This is a genomic window from Nocardia brevicatena NBRC 12119 (assembly GCF_000308495.1).
Classification (GTDB): domain Bacteria; phylum Actinomycetota; class Actinomycetes; order Mycobacteriales; family Mycobacteriaceae; genus Nocardia; species Nocardia brevicatena.
In genome coordinates this window covers 80,905-97,316 of sequence record NZ_BAFU01000064.1, presented here as the reverse complement: position 1 = coordinate 97,316, position 16,412 = coordinate 80,905, and the positions used below count along the sequence as shown (strand labels likewise).

The window sequence follows — 16,412 nt, the reverse complement described above, 5'->3', positions numbered from 1 at the left end:
CGTCGCCGCCCGGCTCGACGAGGTGGTCGCCGAGGCGGCCGGCCGCCGCGACGACCTGGTACGCCGTCGCGGCGAATGCGCCGCCCGGGTAGAGCAGATCAAGGAGCGGGTGCGCGCCCTGACCGCCCAACTGGCGCAACTCACCGACGCGGTACACCGCGACGAGGTTGCCAAGGCGCAGGCCGCGCTGCGCATCGAACAGTTGGAGGCGACGATCGCCGAACAGTTCGGTATCGCCCTCGACGATCTGATCGCCGAATACGGCCCCGAGGTGCCGCTGCCGCCCAGCGACCTGGAATGGCGGGAATACGAACAGGCCGAAGAACGCGGCGAACAGGTCAGCGCGCCCGTGCCCATGCCATACGACCGGGCCACCCAGGAACGCCGGGCCAAACGTGCCGAGAAGGATCTGGCCACTCTCGGCAAGGTGAACCCGCTCGCGCTGGAGGAGTTCGCCGCGCTGGAGGAACGCTACAACTTCCTGGCCACCCAGCTCGAGGACGTCAAGAACGCCCGCAAGGACCTGCTCGAGGTGGTCGCCGAGGTGGACGCGCGCATTCTGCAGGTTTTCACCGACGCCTACGCCGATGTGGAACGTGAATTCGTCAGGGTGTTCGCGGCCCTGTTCCCCGGGGGCGAGGGCAGGCTGTTGCTCACCGACCCGTCGGACATGCTCACCACCGGTATCGAGGTGGAGGCGCGCCCGCCGGGGAAGAAGGTCAAGCGGCTGTCACTGCTGTCCGGCGGTGAGAAGTCGCTGACCGCGGTCGCACTGCTGGTGGCGATCTTCCGGGCCCGCCCGTCGCCGTTCTACGTGATGGACGAGGTGGAGGCCGCGCTGGACGATACCAACCTGCGTCGGCTGATCGGATTGTTCGAACAGTTGCGGGAGAAGAGCCAGCTGATCGTCATCACCCATCAGAAGCCGACCATGGAGATCGCCGACGCGCTCTACGGCGTCAGTATGCGTGGCGACGGGATCACCCAGGTGATCTCTCAGCGGTTGCGCGGGGAGAACCTCACCTCGGTGGGTACCGCGAGCTGAGTCGCGGCTCCGGGCGGTGTCTCGACGTGTGGGGCGCTCGCCTGCTCGGCGTGGGCCACGACGATATGGTCGGCATCAGGCGCGAGGGCCGTTGTGTTGTGCGTGCTCGGCGACCCATGCCGCGATCTGGGCGCGCGAGGTGAACCCCAGTTTGGACAGGATATGTTCCACATGTCCTTGGGCGGTGCGTTGAGAGATAACCAATTTCGCGGCGATCTGCTTGTTGCTGAGCCCCTGCGCGACCAGACCGGCGACTTGGCGCTCACGCTTGGTCAACGCCACCGCCGAGCCCATACCGCCCTTGCCGGTGGGCTGCTCGCCCAGCGCGTAGGTGACGGCGGCGTCCATGCTCATGTCCAGGCCTCGCCGGTAGGCGGCATCGAATCGGCGATCACCGAGGTTGCGGCGCGCCATCCGCTCACATTCGGAATGGAAGCGCAACATGTTGTGGAAAACGGTCGCCACCCTGGTGCCCGCCGGGCGCACCCCCTGCGCGGCCCCCATCAGTACGGCCGCCCGTTCGGCCTCGCCGGAGGTGTCGACGAGCCAGGCCATCGCCTCGAGGCAATACGCGGTGATCACCGTGCTGTTCAGTCCGCTGTTGACGCGCAGCGCTTGCGCCAGCAACTCGCGGGCGCGTTTCCCCTCGCCCTGCTGCCATGCGGCGACTCCCAGCCCCCGCAACGCCGCCGCCCGATGCAGCACCTCACCGCGCGGCTCGGTGATCGAGAGCACCTCACGGTAGTACTCGCTCGCATGTTCGGTGTCGTCGCGCAGTTCGTACGCTATGCCGAGCATGGCCAACGCGCTCAATCCGAGTTGTCCCGCCCGATCCGAGCCGGTCAATTCCACAACCCGCTTCATATGGGAGGACGCTTGACCGGATTCGCCACGGGCCAGTGCGAGCATGCCATCGGCATAGGCGATACCTGCCCCGACCTTCGGGGATGGGTCCTGTCCGGCGAGTGTTCGGGCCTCCTCCAACAGCGCCGCGGCCGCCTGGAACTCGCCGTGTGACGAGGTCAACTTGCTCGCGGCGCAGAGCGCTTCGACGCGATGGGGTACCGACCGCGCCTTCGGGCGGGCGAGAACGCGGTTCAGCCAGGACCGGCCTTCGCCGTACAGGCCTCGGAAGTTCCAGAACTCGTACAGTGCGGCAGCGGTACACAGCCCCGCGTCGGCCGCCGCGTCGGTGTCCTCGCTCAGGCAGAATTCGAGCGCGTCCCGCAGGTTGGGCTGTTCCCGTTCCAGGCGTGCGATCCAGACGGGTTGTTGCGCGCCGATCCACCCGGCCTCGGAGTCGAACAGCATCCGCTGGTACCAGTCGTGATGTCGGCGGCGCATATCGCGATAGTGGCCGGATTCCTGCAGCTTCTGCCGGCCGTAGTCGCGGAGCGTATCGAGCATCCGAAAACGCACGACGGTGTCCGTTTCATCCCGGATGAGGATGGATTTGTCCACCAGCGAGGCCAGCACATCCAGCAGGCTGTCCGGTGCCGGGTCGATGTCGCAGACTCCTTCCACGGCGTCCAGTTCGCAGCTACCGGCGAACACCGAGAGTTGAGCCCACAGCTGCTGTTCTACCGGGGTGCACAACTCGTAGCTCCAGTCGATGCACAACCGCAGGATCTGCTGGCGTGTCGGGGCGGTGCGAGTGGCGCGGGTGAGCAGTGAATACCGATCGTCCAGCCGCTGCAAGATCTGCTGCGGTGACAGGGTGCGCATCCGGGCGGCCGCCAGTTCGATCGCGAGCGGTAAACCGTCCAGACGGGTGCAGATCCGGGCCACGGCCCCCTTGTTGTCCTCGTTGAGTTCGAAGCCCGGGACCGCCGCCGCGGCACGTTCGGCGAACAAGGTCACCGCGTCGAATCGGGGCAACCCCAGCAGTGGGGGCTCTCGGTTCGGTTCGGGAACCGTGAGTGGCGGCACCCGCAGGACCGCTTCCCCGGCGATATTCAACGGCTCGCGGCTGGTGACGAGTAGCCGCACGTCCGGACACGCCTGGAGCAGCGCTTGGCCGACCGCCGCGGCGGCCTCCACCATCTGCTCACAGTTGTCCAGCACGAGCAGCGCTTCGCGGTAGCCCAGGAACCGTACGAGCTCCTCGAACAGCGGCCCGGGCGTTTCGTCCCGCACCCCTAATGTGGCTGCCGTCACGGCGATCAGCCTCGAGGCATCGGAAACATCGGCCAGTTCGATCAACCACACGCCGTCGGGGAAGTCCCGCCTCGCCTGTGACGCGGCCCGCAGCGCCGGCCTCGATTTCCCTACGCCGCCGATCCCGGTCAGCGTCACCAGGCGCGACGTGGCCAGCAGATTCTTCACCTCTGTCAGCTCGGTGCGCCGGTTGATGAGACTGGTCATCTCGAGCGGAAGATTGCCGTCACCCCGGCCCAGCGGCGGTCGGGGGTCCTGCGCTCGGCTTTGTTCGCTTCGATATTCCGGAACCGGTTCGTTCTGCAGCGCCATATTGCTCAGCGGGAATCCGTGGCGCTGCTGTACCTGCCGAATGGTTCTCCCGAAATCGGCCGCAGAGGGACGCTCGTCGCGGTTTCGGCTCATCGCCGACTCCACCAGGGCGGATACGTCCGCGTCGATACCGTTCGCACGCAGGTCCGGGACCGGCTGGGTGGTTATCCGCAAGAACTGGGTCACCATGTTCTCGCCGCTACGGCGTTCGAAGGCCGCGTGCCCGGTGAGTGCGCTGAACAGTGTGGCGCCGAGCCCGTACACATCGGCGGCGGGCGTCGGTGTGCCCCCTTCCAGCACCTCGGGCGCGGTGAACGCCGGAGAACCGGTCACAGTGCCCTTGGCGGTCTGGAACTCATCAGCGATATGCGCGATACCGAAATCGGTCAGTGCCGGCTCGCCGTAATCGGTGAGCAGGATATTTCCCGGCTTCACGTCCCGATGCAGCACCCCGAGCCGATGCGCGCTCTCGAGCGCACCGGCGATCTTCACCCCGATCTGCAATACGTCTTCCATCGGAAGCAGGCCGTGCCGGCGGATCCTTGTTTCGAGGGAACCCAGCGGGTAGTACGGCGTCACGAGGTAGGGGTGCCCGCCTGCGGTAACCCCTACCTGCAGCACGGTCACGATATTCGGATGCCCGGTCAGTCGGCCCATCGCCCGCTGCTCTCGGACGAATCGCGCCCGATTGTCTTCATCGAACTCGGCGGTCAGAACCTTCACGGCCACCGTTCGGTCCAGCGCCGTCTGCCTGCAGCGGTAGACGACCCCGAAACCCCCGCTACCGACCTCCAGCGCGTCCTCGAAACCGGCCGTCTCCAGTTCCGCCGCGACGGATGTTTGCGGCTCACGCTGTGTTCGCAGGGGATCGGAGCCGGTCATCGACCGAGTACAATCCGCCGGTTATATCCGCAGGTACCAGGCAACATGCGCTTACCTCCCGCCGATACTCACTGTATCGCCGAAGGCGCTTCAGCGGCGAGGCCCGGTTCCTCGAGTCGCCTCAGAAAGTAACCTGTTCCGGACTGAGCGTGAAGACCGGAAATCGTTCTCCACGGGGCTGCGCTCGGAAGTGCACCCGCACCGGCCGTTGCGGAGACAGTGGAAGGTCCCCGTCGATCGTGGTGTACAGCCAAGGGCCTTTGTCGAGCGCGACGATGGCAATCGTCGACACCGCCGGTTCGGCGAGAGCGTTCGGGGCGTGTCGCAGTTCTCTCGAGCACATGATCGTCCCGGTGCCGGTCGACGGCACCCAGGTGAGATCGGCGGATCGGCACGACGCGCAGGTGACGACGGTCGGCGCGAACAGCTTGCTACAACCCTCGCAGCGACGGATCAGCAGCAGGGTCTGTGTGTGTTGCGCGTGGTCGTGGATACCGTCCCGGACGTCCCCGGAGTTCCTTTCCTGCATACACCGGCCTCGAAATCATCGTGCAGACGGATGGAATTCCAGATTCGCCCGAATAACGTCGAATCGCGTCGGCCGAATGGCCCGAGGCATACCTATTTCTGTGGATACCGAGGCGGCGCCGCGTACCCTTCGCGACATCAGAGCAAGCCGACCCGACGAGGAAGCGGCTCGGCGACAACGTCCAGGAACCGACACAGGCGCGGGTCCGCCCTGCAATCGGGTAGGACGGCCGTTCCGGCCTCCGAACCGATCAGGGGATCGTCGCCGGACACCCGGTCGTCGAGCTTGGCGATCGCCACCCATTCCTTGCGTTCGCCGCGCGGTAGGTATCGGTTCTGCCACAGGTCCTGGCCACAGCTCCTACAACAAGTCGCTGACATCGTCGGGAACGTCGACGGCGTACTTGCGCAGAATGTCCATCGATATCACTTCCAGTGCGTTCTCATGGGTTGCCGCCAGTATCACCGGCGCGGCGACACCGTCCTCGTGTGCGTGTAACCAGCGCACGGCCACCACACACCATCTGTCCCCGGGCTGTAGGCCGGGAAAATTGTTCTCCGGACGGGGCGTACTCAGATCATTACCGATGGACGCCTGATGTTCCAGGAACTCGGCCGTGACGACCGTGCACACGGTATGACTGCCGAGATCTTCCGGTCCGGTGCTGCAGCAGCCGTCACGGTAGAAGCCGGTCAGAGGATCGGTGCCGCACTCTTCCAGCGGACCCCCAAGCACGTTTCGATCGGTCACGTCGCCGATCCTATTGGGCCGCCGCGAGAAGTTCCGCAGGACAAGAAATCTCACCCGGCTGTGTTTCCGATCGGGCGTGCCCGGCTCGGGCCGCTTTCCGCCCGTGACCGGCGCGGGGGGCAGGGTCGGCGGCACCGGCGACTTTCCTAACGCGTGGGCGGGGTCGCGGCTCGTCCGGTTCGGCTCTGCAAGGATGGTCGACGTGAGTGCCGAAGCGTGGATTCTGATCGCAGTGATCGCCGCCATAGTACTGGTGGCGTTGGTCGCCGGTTTCGTCCTCTACAAACGACGGCGGGTTTCGCTGACGGCGCCGGCCGAGGAACAACGCGAGCTGACCGACCGGTCCGGTGGATACCAGGCCGCCGGCGGCTTCAGTTTCAGCCGCGGTGGCCAGGGCGCGACCGTCGCGCCGCCCCGCCCCGAGCCTCACCAACGCACCGATACCGAGGGACAACCGCATATCGGTGACGATGCCGCGATACCGCGTGACGCCCCCCGCCGCGGGATCACCGATGTGCCGTTACCGGAACCGCCCCTGGTCGAGGGCGCGACCGGCGGTGCGGCCACCGTCGAACCGGAGGCTCCTGCCGCCGAGGCCCCGGTGAGCCCCGAGGCCGCTGTCGCGCCCGAGGCCTCCGCGGTTCCCGAGGCGGAAACGGCGCCGGAGACCGAAACGGCGCCGGCCGACACCACTGATATCGAGGCCCCTCCGCGGGGCACCACGGCCGCCGAGCCGGAGACGACCACCGTCGAAGGGGAGGCCCCGGCGCCGGAGACCGTCGTCCCCGATAGCACGGAGACCGTCGCCCCCGAGGAGACCGTCAGCGCCCCCGATACGGCCGCGGGCGCGCATCTGGTTCCCGAGATCGAGGAGATCGAGCCGACCGCGGGCCGCCTGGTGCGGTTGCGGGGTCGGCTGGCCCGCTCGCAGAACGCGGTCGGCAAGAGCCTGCTCGGCCTGCTCGGCGGCGGCGATCTGGACGAGGAATCGTGGGAAGAGGTGGAGGACACCCTGCTCCTGGCCGATCTCGGTACCGCGAGCACCACCGCGGTGGTCGAGCGGTTGCGTGAGGAGATGGCCGCCCGCAGTGTGCGTACCCCCGGCCAGGCCCGGGCCGTGCTGCGCGATGTGCTGATCGAAGCGCTGCGTCCGGAGCTGGACCGTTCGATACGCGCCCTGCCGCATGCCGATCACCCGTCCGTCCTGCTCGTCGTCGGGGTCAACGGCACCGGCAAGACCACCACCACCGGCAAACTGGCGCGGGTGCTGGTCGCCGACGGCCGTCGGGTGCTGCTCGGTGCCGCCGACACCTTCCGCGCGGCCGCCGCCGACCAGTTGCAGACCTGGGGTGAGCGCGTGGGCGCGGAAACCGTCCGCGGCCGGGAAGGCGCCGACCCCGCGGCGGTGGCCTTCGACGCGGTGGCCACCGGGGTCGCCAATGGGGTGGATGCCGTACTCGTCGACACCGCGGGCCGGTTGCACACCAAAACCGGGCTGATGGACGAACTCGGCAAGGTGAAGCGGGTGGTGGAGAAGAAGGCCGCGGTGGACGAGGTCCTGCTCGTCCTCGACGCCACCATCGGCCAGAACGGGCTCATGCAGGCGCGGGTGTTCGCCGAGGTGGTCGATATCACCGGTGTCGTGTTGACGAAGCTGGACGGAACCGCCAAGGGCGGTATCGTCTTCCAGGTCCAGCATGAGCTCGGTGTGCCGGTGAAATTGGTCGGCCTCGGCGAGGGGGCCGACGATCTCGCCCCGTTCGAGCCGGCGGCCTTCGTGGACGCCTTGCTCGGCTGAGTTCCGCCGGCTCGCGTATAGCGGGGGATACGGTTCGCAACCGGCTCACCGGGTACCCGAAACCGCCCGCGCGCTGTCGGAAACGCAGAAGAAACATGGCCGGTCCATCCGTTCACCCAGGCGAAACGCGGGGGCGTCACGGATGAAACACCGAGTGAGCAACCTCAGTGTCAGGCCCATGTCGCATACGACGTGGCTCTGGATGAGGGAGGACAGTAGGTGGAAACCGTGATCGGCGAGCCCAACGCCGGCGACACCGCATGGATATTGACCAGCGCTGCGCTGGTGCTGTTGATGACGCCCGGGCTGGCGTTCTTCTACGGCGGCATGGTTCGCGGCAAGAACGTGCTCAACATGATCATGATGAGCATCAGCGCCATGGCCGTTGTCACGGTCCTGTGGGTGCTGTACGGCTTCTCGGTGGCCTTCGGCACCGACAAGGCCGGCCTCCTGGGCGACCCCGGCCAGTTCTTCGGGTTGAGCACGCTGATCAGCGGGTTCGGCGAGGAATCCACCGGTGTGCCGCTGTTCGGCACCCTCCCGGCGACGGTATTCGTCGCCTTCCAGGCGATGTTCGCGATCATCACGGTCGCCCTCATCTCCGGTGCCGTGGCCGATCGGATGAAGTTCGGCGCCTGGCTGGTGTTCATCGTCGTCTGGGCCACCGTGGTGTATTTCCCGGTCGCGCACTGGGTCTGGGGCGGTGGCTGGATCATGGAGAAGGTCGGTGCCATCGACTTCGCCGGTGGCACCGCCGTGCACATCAACTCCGGTGCGGCCGCGCTGGCGCTGGCACTGGTCATCGGCAAACGGGCCGGTTGGCCGAAAATGCCGTTCCGCCCGCACAATCTGCCGTTCGTCATGCTCGGTGCGGCGCTGCTGTGGTTCGGTTGGTTCGGTTTCAACGCCGGTTCGGCGGTGGCGGCCGACGGTGTCGCCGGGGCAACCTTCATCACCACCCTGGTGGCCACCGCGGCCGCGATGTTGGCCTGGCTGCTGGTGGAGAAGATCCGCGACGGCAAGCCGACCTCGCTGGGTGCCGCGTCCGGTATCGTGGCGGGCCTGGTCGCCATCACCCCCTCGTGTTCGTCGGTGAACGTGCTCGGCGCGCTGGCCATCGGCGCCATTGCCGGTGCAGTGTGCGCGCTGGCGGTAGGCCTGAAGTTCCGGTTCGGCTACGACGATTCGCTCGACGTGGTGGGTATCCACATGGTGGGTGGTGTGATCGGCACCGTGTCGATCGGTCTCTTCGCCGCGCCCGAGGCGCCCGCCGGCGCCGAAGGTCTGCTCTACGGAGGCGGTCTCGCGCTGCTCGGCAGGCAGACGCTCGGCGCGCTGGCGGTACTGGTGTACTCGTTCGTGGTGGCATTGGTGATCGCGTTCGCAATCAAGGTGACCATCGGCCTGCGGGCCAGTGCGGAAGAGGAGTCCGCGGGTATGGACGAATCCGAGCACGCGGAAACGGCATACGATTTCACCGCAGTGGGTGGCGGGGCCCGTTCGGTCGTCAAGGAGGCATGACCAGATGAAACTGATCACCGCAATCGTCAAACCGTTCACGCTCGAGGATGTCAAGACCGGCCTGGAACAGGCGGGTGTGTTCGGGATGACCGTGAGCGAGGTACAGGGCTACGGCCGGCAGAAAGGCCACACCGAGGTGTACCGCGGTGCGGAGTACTCGGTGGACTTCGTACCGAAGGTGCGGGTGGAGGTCGTCGTGGACGATGCCTCCGTCGACCGAGTCGTCGAGATCATCGTGGAGTCCTCGCGTACCGGCAAGATCGGTGACGGCAAGGTGTGGGTGACCCCGGTGGAGACCATCATCCGGGTCCGCACCGGCGAGCGCGGCACCGACGCGCTGTAACGCGTGATGTGAACGACGGCGTCGACAGCGGGACGAACGGCAACAGCGGCCCCGCTCCCACCGAATACTCGGTCGGGGCGGGGCCGCACGCGTGAACAGGTGGTGGTTTCTGTGGGTAGCGGTCGGCGACAACACGGCGCGAGCCGGGCGGGCAACGACGGACCGGACAGATCTGTCACGGTGTCCCACGGTGCCGCCGATCTGGTCCGGGCCCGGGACCAACTGCTCGACGGGGGGACCCGCACTCACCGGCTCGACGCGGAAGCGCTGCGTTCGGCCCTGGTCGACCTGTACGACCTCTGGCTCACCGGCAAGGGCGGCGAGGTCGGGATAATCCCCGACAGCGGTCTGGCCCTCATCGCGGTCGGCGGCCTCGGGCGTCGGGAGATGCTGCCGTACTCGGATCTGGATCTGGTGCTGTTGCACGAGGACATCGACCCGGCGCGGGTGGCCGAAATTGCCGACCGGCTCTGGTATCCGCTGTGGGACGCCCATATCAAACTCGACCACAGCGTCCGAACCGTTCCGCAGGCGCTGCGGGTCGCAAGCGATGACCTGGTCGCCGCGCTCGGCATGCTGGAGGCCCGACATATCGTCGGCGACGCCGAGGTGAGCAACCTGCTCATCGGCGGGGTGCGGCGCGAATGGCGGACCGGGATCCGCTTCCGATTCGACGCGCTCATCGCCTCGGCCCGGGCCCGCTGGGAGCGCAGCGGGGAGATCGCGCACCGGGCCGAACCCGATCTGAAGAACGGCCGGGGCGGCCTGCGTGATATCCAACTGATCGATGCCCTGGCCCTCGCCCAGTTGACCGATGCCATGCCCGGGATCGGACCGGATGTACCCGGGGGCGGTCTGGAACACGCGCGCCGGCGGCTGTTGGACGTACGTACCGAACTGCACCGCGTGGCCGGGCGGGCCCGGGACCGGTTACGTGCCCAGGACGCCGACGAGATCGGCGCGGCGCTGCGGATCGGGGACCGGTTCGATCTGGCCCGCATGCTCAGTGATTCGGCGCGCACCGTGGGCTATTCGGTGGATGTCGGACTGCGCACCGCGGCCAATGCGCTACCGCGGCGCGGGCCGGCCCGGCTGCGCCGGATGCCGGTGCGCCGCCCGCTCGATGAGGGCGTGGTGGAGCACGCGGGCGAGGTGGTGCTCGCCCGCGACGCCCGCCCGCGGCGTGACCCCGCTCTGGTGCTGCGAGTGGCCGCCGCCTCGGCGCAGACCGGGCTGCCGATGTCGGCCACCACGTTGAACCGGCTGTCCGAGGATGCGCCCGAACTGCGCGAACCCTGGCCCAGGGATGCCCTCGACGACCTACTGGTGCTGCTCGGCTCCGGCCGTGGCCTCATCGACGCCGTCGAGGCCCTGGACCGGACGGGCCTGTGGGGCCGGCTGTTCCCGGAATGGGGCGCGGTCCGCGATCTGCCGCCGCGTGACGCCCTGCACACCTGGACCGTCGATCGGCACCTGACGGAGACCGTCGCCTACGCGAGCACTCTCGGTACCCGGGTGGCACGCCCCGATCTGCTCGTCCTGGGAGCACTGCTGCACGATATCGGCAAGGGCCGGGAAGAGGACCACAGTATCGTCGGCGCCGAACTGGCCACCCGGATCGGCCGGCGAATGGGGTTGTGGCCCTCGGATATCCGCACCCTGCACGCCATGGTGCGCCACCATCTGCTGCTGCCGCATACGGCGATCCGCCGCGATATCTCCGACTCGGAGACCGTGCATTTCGTCGTGCGGACACTTGACGGCGATCCGCAACTGCTGGAGCTGCTGCACACTCTCGCGGAAGCGGATTCGCTGGCGACCGGACCCGGGGTGTGGGGCGACTGGAAGGCCGCGCTGATCGGGGAACTGGTCCGCCGCTGTCGCATGGTGATGGCCGGGGACCCACTGCCCGCGCCGGAGCCGATTCCGCCGGAACTGCTCGAACGCGCCGCGGGGGGCGGAGTGCATGTCGAGCTGAAACCCGGCGAGGGACGCTACAGCCATATCGTCACGGTAATCGCACCGGACGCGACCGGGCTGCTGTCGGCGACCGCCGGGGTACTGGCGTTGAATTCGCTGCGGGTGCTTTCGGCGGCGGTCGGCGGGGCGGGGAAGTCGGCGATCAACACCTTCGTGGTGTCGCCGATATTCGGTGGTCCGCCCGATGCCGGTCTGCTGCGTCAGGAGCTCATTCGTGCCATGGACGGGGGCTTGGATGTCCGGTCGGCCCTGGACGCACGCGAACGCGAAACGAGCGGTGCCGGTCGTTTCGCTCGGACCGAACCGCGGGTCCTGTGGTCGCAGGCCTCGGTGGCCGGCCAGGTGATTCTGCAGTTGCGGACCGAGGACCGGCTCGGGCTGCTCAGCAGGCTGGCCGCCGCCCTGGCCGACTGCGGGGCGGATGTGCGATGGGCGAAGGTGGTGACCATGGGGTCGGCGGTGGTCGACGCCTTCTGTCTCGACCTCGGCGGTAATACCGGACGGGCCCGGCGCACCGCGATCGAGCAGGCGATCCTGAACGTGGTGCCGCGGCCGGCCCCGCGGAGGCCCGAATCGGAGAAACAGCGGTAGCCAATTAGTTCGCTGAGTGGCGAATTATGGCCGAGATGGCACCGTTACCTGCGATATCTCTGTTTCGATACCGTTTGCCAACGATTCGCCGACGGGTCGGACCCGTAAGGTGGCGACCCCTAACATCTCAGACGGCGGCCACTGCAGGGCAGCCGAGTCACCGGCACGAAAGGCACGGGCATTATCACCCGCACGAGGGAGCAAGCCGATGGCAATCGAGGTTGTTTCGTCGTCGATCATGACCAGTGATGTGACCCCGCATATAGCCCGCTGCGTCGGCGGCGATATGTGGGTGGTGTCGTGGCTTCCCGGACGCACACTCACCGGGCGGCAAGCGGTGACGGCGATGGCGGTGGCCGGTACGGTCGCCACCGCGGGCCGGCCCATCGAAGGTGATTGGTCCACCCTCGACGGTCTCGCCCACGTGCTGGGCCTGACCGGACGAGAGGCGGCGTTCCTGGTCGCCGTGGAGAACCACGACTACCACGGGACGCCGCGTACCGATCCCGATTGCGCTGCCCCCGGGCAGCGCGTGTCGGGGCCCTTGTAACCTCGGATCTTCCCTTTCTCCGCGAACCCCGCTACGCGGATTCGCTCCGGTCGGTCCGGCCCCGACCCCGAGACGGGCCGATTCGAGGAAGAGGTGACCCGCGGGGTGGTACGTCGCCGTCTCGGGTCGCCGCGCGGACGGTGGCACGCCGCGCTCGAGGTGCCGCCGTCCGCGTATGGACCCATGCGCGCTCCGATACGCTGGTACGCAGTGACGTCCCTCGAGATCAGGAGCGCGATCGGTGTTCGAATCCCTGTCCGACCGGTTAACCGGTGCCCTCACCGACCTCCGCGGCAAGGGACGGCTGTCGCCGGCCGATATCGACAGCACCTGCCGCGAGATCCGCCTCGCCCTGCTGGAGGCCGATGTCGCGCTCCCGGTGGTGCGGGGATTCATCGCTCGGATCAAGGAGCGGGCCAAGGGCGCGGAGGTGTCCGCGGCGCTCAACCCCGCCCAGCAGGTCGTCAAGATCGTCAACGAGGAACTCGTCGGCATCCTGGGCGGTGAGACCCGCCGGCTCACCCTGGCGAAGACCCCCCCGACGGTGATCATGCTCGCCGGTCTGCAGGGCTCCGGTAAGACCACCCTGGCGGGCAAGCTGGCGAAATGGCTCAAGGACCAGGGGCATCATCCCCTGCTGGTGGCCTGTGACCTGCAGCGGCCCGGTGCCGTCACCCAGCTCCAGGTGGTCGGCGAGCGGGCGGGGGCCCAGGTTTTCGCGCCGCATCCGGGGACCTCGGTCGGTGGTGGGGAGAACGCGCTGGGCGTCAGCGCCGCCGACCCGGTGGCCGTCGCCGAGTCCGGAGTGGCGGAGGCGCGCGCCAAACAGTACGACGTGGTCATCGTCGACACCGCCGGTCGGCTCGGTATCGACGCCGAACTCATGGCGCAGGCCGCGGGTATCCGTGACGTGGTGAAACCCGACGAGATCCTGTTCGTCCTCGACGCCATGATCGGCCAGGACGCGGTGAACACCGCCGAGTCGTTCCGGGACGGTGTCGGCTTCACCGGTGTGGTGCTCACCAAGCTCGACGGCGACGCCCGCGGCGGCGCCGCGTTGAGTGTGCGCAACGTCACCGGCGCGCCGATCATGTTCGCCTCCACCGGCGAGAAACTGGAAGATTTCGACGTCTTCCACCCCGACCGGATGGCGAGCCGCATCCTCGGTATGGGCGATGTGCTCACCCTCATCGAGCAGGCCGAACAGGTCTACGACCAGCAGCAGGCCGAGGAGGCCGCGCGCAAGATCGGCAGCGGTGAGCTCACCCTCGAGGATTTCCTCGAGCAGATGCTGGCCATCCGCAAACTCGGCCCGATCGGCAACCTGCTCGGCATGCTGCCCGGCGCGGGTCAGATGAAAGACGTCATCTCCCAGGTCGACGACAAACAGCTCGACCGTGTGCAGGCCATCATCCGCGGTATGACCCCGGCCGAACGCGCCAACCCCAAGATCATCAACGCCTCCCGGCGGCTGCGCATCGCCAATGGCTCCGGCGTCCAGGTCTCCGACGTCAACCAACTGGTCGACCGGTTCTTCGAGGCCAGGAAGGTGATGGCCGCGATGGGCCGGCAGATGGGTATGCCGGGGGCCAACCGGCGCGCCAAGAAGGGCAAGAAGGGTAAGAAGGGCAAGGGGGGACGCGGTCCCACGCCGCCCAGGATGCGCGGCGGATTCCCCGGTATGCCGGGTCTGCCGCCCGGTATGCCGGACCTGTCGAATATGCCCGCCGGGCTCGACCAGCTCCCGCCGGGGCTCGAGGGCATCGATATCTCCAAGCTGAAGTTCCCGAACAAGTAGCCGCGCTCGGGGCTCCGGAGCCGATTTCCGGTGCTCGGAGCCCATCTGGCAGAATGGTCGATCGTCCTTCCCGGACAGTGTCAGCCCGTCTCCGGTTACGTACCGCGCGGCGGTCACACACTTCAACCGCAAAACCGGGCTCGCGAACCCGTGCGAGTCGCTGAATTGCGCCGTGACCAACCTTCGAAAGGCAGATCAGCACATGGCTGTCCGCATCAAGCTCACCCGCATGGGCAAGATCCGCAACCCGCAATACCGCGTCGTCGTCGCGGATGCCCGCACCCGTCGCGACGGCCGGGCCATCGAAGCCATCGGGAAATACCACCCGAAGGAAGAGCCCTCGCTGATCGAGATCGACTCCGAGCGGGTGCAGCACTGGCTGAAGGTCGGCGCGCAGCCCACCGAGCCGGTGCAGCGGCTGCTGGAGATCACCGGTGACTGGCAGAAGTTCAAGGGCCTGCCGGGCGGCGAGGGCACCCTGAAGGTCGCCCCGGGGAAGAAGACCAAGCTGGAGCTGTTCAACGAGGCGCTGGCCGCCGCCGACAACGAGCCGGTCGCCGAGGCCGTCACCCCCAAGAAGAAGGCCAAGAAGGACGAGGCGGCCGAAGCGCCCGCCGAGGGTGACACCGAGGCCGCCGAGTAATGAGCGCCGTCGTCGCCGATGCCGTCGAACACCTGATCCGCGGTATCGTCGCCAATCCCGACGATGTGCGTGTCGAGCTGCTCACCGGCCGGCGCGGACGCACCGTCGAGGTGCATGTCCACCCCGACGACCTGGGCAAGGTCATCGGTCGCGGCGGTCGCACCGCGAACGCGCTGCGCACCCTCGTCGCCGGTATCGGTGGTCGGGGTATCCGGGTCGACGTGGTCGACACCGACCGGTAGATGGAACTCGTCGTAGGGCGGGTCGCCAAATCGCACGGGGTGCGGGGCGAACTGGTGGTGGAGGTTCGCACCGACGAACCCGAGGAACGGTTCGCCCCCGGCGCGCGCCTGCGCGGACGCGCCGGGCGATCCGGCCCGCTACGTGAGTTCACCGTCGAGTCGGCCCGGCAGCATTCGGGCCGACTCCTGGTGCGGCTGGCCGGAATCGGCGACCGCACCGCCGCGGACGCACTACGCGGCATGCTGTTCGTGGTGGACAGCGCCGAATTACCGCCCCCCTCCGACCCGGACGAGTTCTACGACCACGAACTGGAGGGGCTGTCCGTCCGGCATATCGACGGTTCGACGGTGGGCACCGTCGCCGAGGTGTTGCATTCGGCGGCCGGGGAACTGCTGTCGGTGCGCATGGCCGACGGCCGGGAAGTCCTGGTGCCGTTTGTGACCGCGATCGTGCCCACCGTGTCGGTCGACGAAGGGCTGATCGTGATCGATCCGCCGGACGGGCTGCTGGATCCCGAATGACGTCGGCGGGTCTCTTGCGAGGCGGACGAACATGCGAATAGACGTCGTCACCATTTTCCCGGAGTATCTGGAGCCACTGCGTACGGCACTGCTGGGCAAGGCCGTCGAGAAGGGGCTGCTCGAGATCGCCGTGCACGATCTGCGGCACTGGACCCACGACGTGCACAAATCCGTCGACGATTCGCCCTACGGGGGCGGTCCCGGCATGGTCATGAAGCCCACCGTCTGGGGTCCCGCCCTGGACGAGGTGTGCCCCGACGAGGCGCTGCTGGTGGTACCCACACCCGCCGGAGTGCCGTTCACCCAGGCCACCGCGCAGCGTTGGGCGACCGAACCGCATCTGGTGTTCGCGTGCGGACGTTACGAGGGGATCGACCAGCGGGTGTTCGACGACGCCGCACGCCGGGTCCGGGTGGAAGAGGTCAGCATCGGCGACTATGTGCTGATCGGCGGGGAGGCCGCCGTTCTGGTGATCACCGAGGCCGTGGTCCGGCTGATCCCCGGTGTACTGGGCAATCAGCTATCGCACCAACAGGACTCGTTCTCCGACGGGCTGTTGGAAGGACCCGGCTACACTCGCCCGGCGAGCTGGCGCGGGCTCGACGTCCCGCCGATCCTGTTGTCCGGCGACCACGCCAAGGTGGCGGCGTGGCGTCGGGAGCAGTCGCTGGCGCGCACCCGACAGCGACGTCCGGATCTGCTGCCACCCGATTAGCATCCGGGCGCGGTGGCCCACTGCCGGGCGAAAT

Annotated in this window: 15 protein-coding genes; 11 read left to right on the top strand and 4 right to left on the bottom strand. The window is 67.8% G+C overall.

The features are described 5' to 3' along the window. Window positions 1-1,045, top strand: a 1,045-nt coding sequence (locus ON20_RS17400) for an AAA family ATPase (RefSeq protein WP_040836799.1), incomplete at its 5' end; no start/stop codon positions are given. Window positions 1,046-1,120: 75 nt separating this feature from the next. Here ON20_RS17400 and ON20_RS17395 read toward each other — a convergent pair. The 4 genes from ON20_RS17395 to ON20_RS17385 all read right to left on the bottom strand — a co-directional run bounded on the left by ON20_RS17395 (window position 1,121) and on the right by ON20_RS17385 (window position 5,675). Continuing rightward, complete coding sequence (locus ON20_RS17395; RefSeq protein WP_040836798.1) at window positions 1,121-4,396, bottom strand: protein kinase domain-containing protein; 3,276 nt, start codon at window positions 4,394-4,396, stop codon at window positions 1,121-1,123. Window positions 4,397-4,517: 121 nt separating this feature from the next. After that, window positions 4,518-4,925: a Zn-ribbon domain-containing OB-fold protein gene (locus ON20_RS17390; protein WP_051162685.1), complete on the bottom strand. Its 408-nt coding sequence runs from the start codon at window positions 4,923-4,925 to the stop codon at window positions 4,518-4,520. 137 nt (window positions 4,926-5,062) lie between these two features. Then, on the bottom strand, window positions 5,063-5,224 hold the full coding sequence (locus tag ON20_RS36485) for a hypothetical protein (RefSeq protein ID WP_218002540.1): 162 nt from the start codon (window positions 5,222-5,224) through the stop codon (window positions 5,063-5,065). A gap of 61 nt (window positions 5,225-5,285) precedes the next feature. Continuing rightward, on the bottom strand, window positions 5,286-5,675 hold the full coding sequence (locus tag ON20_RS17385; protein WP_040836797.1) for a DUF2237 family protein: 390 nt from the start codon (window positions 5,673-5,675) through the stop codon (window positions 5,286-5,288). 202 nt (window positions 5,676-5,877) lie between these two features. Between ON20_RS17385 and ftsY the strand changes: the two genes are divergently transcribed. The 10 genes from ftsY (at window position 5,878) to trmD (ending at window position 16,378) form a co-directional block, all read left to right on the top strand. Beyond that, window positions 5,878-7,473, top strand: coding sequence for a signal recognition particle-docking protein FtsY (ftsY, locus tag ON20_RS17380; RefSeq protein ID WP_051162699.1), 1,596 nt, complete (start codon window positions 5,878-5,880; stop codon window positions 7,471-7,473). A 231-nt stretch (window positions 7,474-7,704) separates the two neighbouring features. Beyond that, a complete protein-coding gene (locus ON20_RS17375) occupies window positions 7,705-8,994 on the top strand; it encodes an ammonium transporter (RefSeq protein WP_169332351.1) in 1,290 nt (429 codons plus the stop codon). A 4-nt stretch (window positions 8,995-8,998) separates the two neighbouring features. After that, a complete protein-coding gene (locus tag ON20_RS17370; RefSeq protein ID WP_040836791.1) occupies window positions 8,999-9,337 on the top strand; it encodes a P-II family nitrogen regulator in 339 nt (112 codons plus the stop codon). A 99-nt stretch (window positions 9,338-9,436) separates the two neighbouring features. After that, window positions 9,437-11,908, top strand: a complete 2,472-nt coding sequence (locus ON20_RS17365; protein ID WP_040836789.1) for a [protein-PII] uridylyltransferase — start codon at window positions 9,437-9,439, stop codon at window positions 11,906-11,908. 208 nt (window positions 11,909-12,116) lie between these two features. Beyond that, complete coding sequence (locus tag ON20_RS17360; protein ID WP_051162683.1) at window positions 12,117-12,458, top strand: hypothetical protein; 342 nt, start codon at window positions 12,117-12,119, stop codon at window positions 12,456-12,458. 241 nt (window positions 12,459-12,699) lie between these two features. After that, window positions 12,700-14,256, top strand: coding sequence for a signal recognition particle protein (gene ffh / locus ON20_RS17355; RefSeq protein WP_040836787.1), 1,557 nt, complete (start codon window positions 12,700-12,702; stop codon window positions 14,254-14,256). A gap of 202 nt (window positions 14,257-14,458) precedes the next feature. Then, window positions 14,459-14,899 carry a 30S ribosomal protein S16 gene (gene rpsP / locus ON20_RS17350; protein ID WP_040836785.1) on the top strand — a complete coding sequence of 147 codons (441 nt, stop codon included), beginning with the start codon at window positions 14,459-14,461 and terminating at the stop codon, window positions 14,897-14,899. Next, window positions 14,899-15,141, top strand: a complete 243-nt coding sequence (locus ON20_RS17345) for an RNA-binding protein (protein ID WP_040836783.1) — start codon at window positions 14,899-14,901, stop codon at window positions 15,139-15,141. The genes rpsP and ON20_RS17345 overlap by 1 nt, the downstream gene beginning before the upstream one ends. Continuing rightward, window positions 15,142-15,663: a ribosome maturation factor RimM gene (gene rimM, locus ON20_RS17340; RefSeq protein WP_040836782.1), complete on the top strand. Its 522-nt coding sequence runs from the start codon at window positions 15,142-15,144 to the stop codon at window positions 15,661-15,663. A gap of 31 nt (window positions 15,664-15,694) precedes the next feature. Next, window positions 15,695-16,378, top strand: coding sequence for a tRNA (guanosine(37)-N1)-methyltransferase TrmD (gene trmD, locus ON20_RS17335; protein WP_040836781.1), 684 nt, complete (start codon window positions 15,695-15,697; stop codon window positions 16,376-16,378). The last annotated feature ends 34 nt before the right edge of the window (window positions 16,379-16,412 follow it).

Coding starts and splice junctions, on each gene's coding strand:
- ON20_RS17390 (WP_051162685.1), bottom strand. CDS start 4,925: ATGCAGGAAAGGAACTCCGGGGACGTCCGGGACGGTATCCACGACCAC.
- rpsP (WP_040836785.1), top strand. CDS start 14,459: ATGGCTGTCCGCATCAAGCTCACCCGCATGGGCAAGATCCGCAACCCG.
- trmD (WP_040836781.1), top strand. CDS start 15,695: ATGCGAATAGACGTCGTCACCATTTTCCCGGAGTATCTGGAGCCACTG.
- rimM (WP_040836782.1), top strand. CDS start 15,142: ATGGAACTCGTCGTAGGGCGGGTCGCCAAATCGCACGGGGTGCGGGGC.
- ON20_RS17395 (WP_040836798.1), bottom strand. CDS start 4,396: ATGACCGGCTCCGATCCCCTGCGAACACAGCGTGAGCCGCAAACATCC.
- ON20_RS17345 (WP_040836783.1), top strand. CDS start 14,899: ATGAGCGCCGTCGTCGCCGATGCCGTCGAACACCTGATCCGCGGTATC.
- ON20_RS17370 (WP_040836791.1), top strand. CDS start 8,999: ATGAAACTGATCACCGCAATCGTCAAACCGTTCACGCTCGAGGATGTC.
- ON20_RS17360 (WP_051162683.1), top strand. CDS start 12,117: ATGGCAATCGAGGTTGTTTCGTCGTCGATCATGACCAGTGATGTGACC.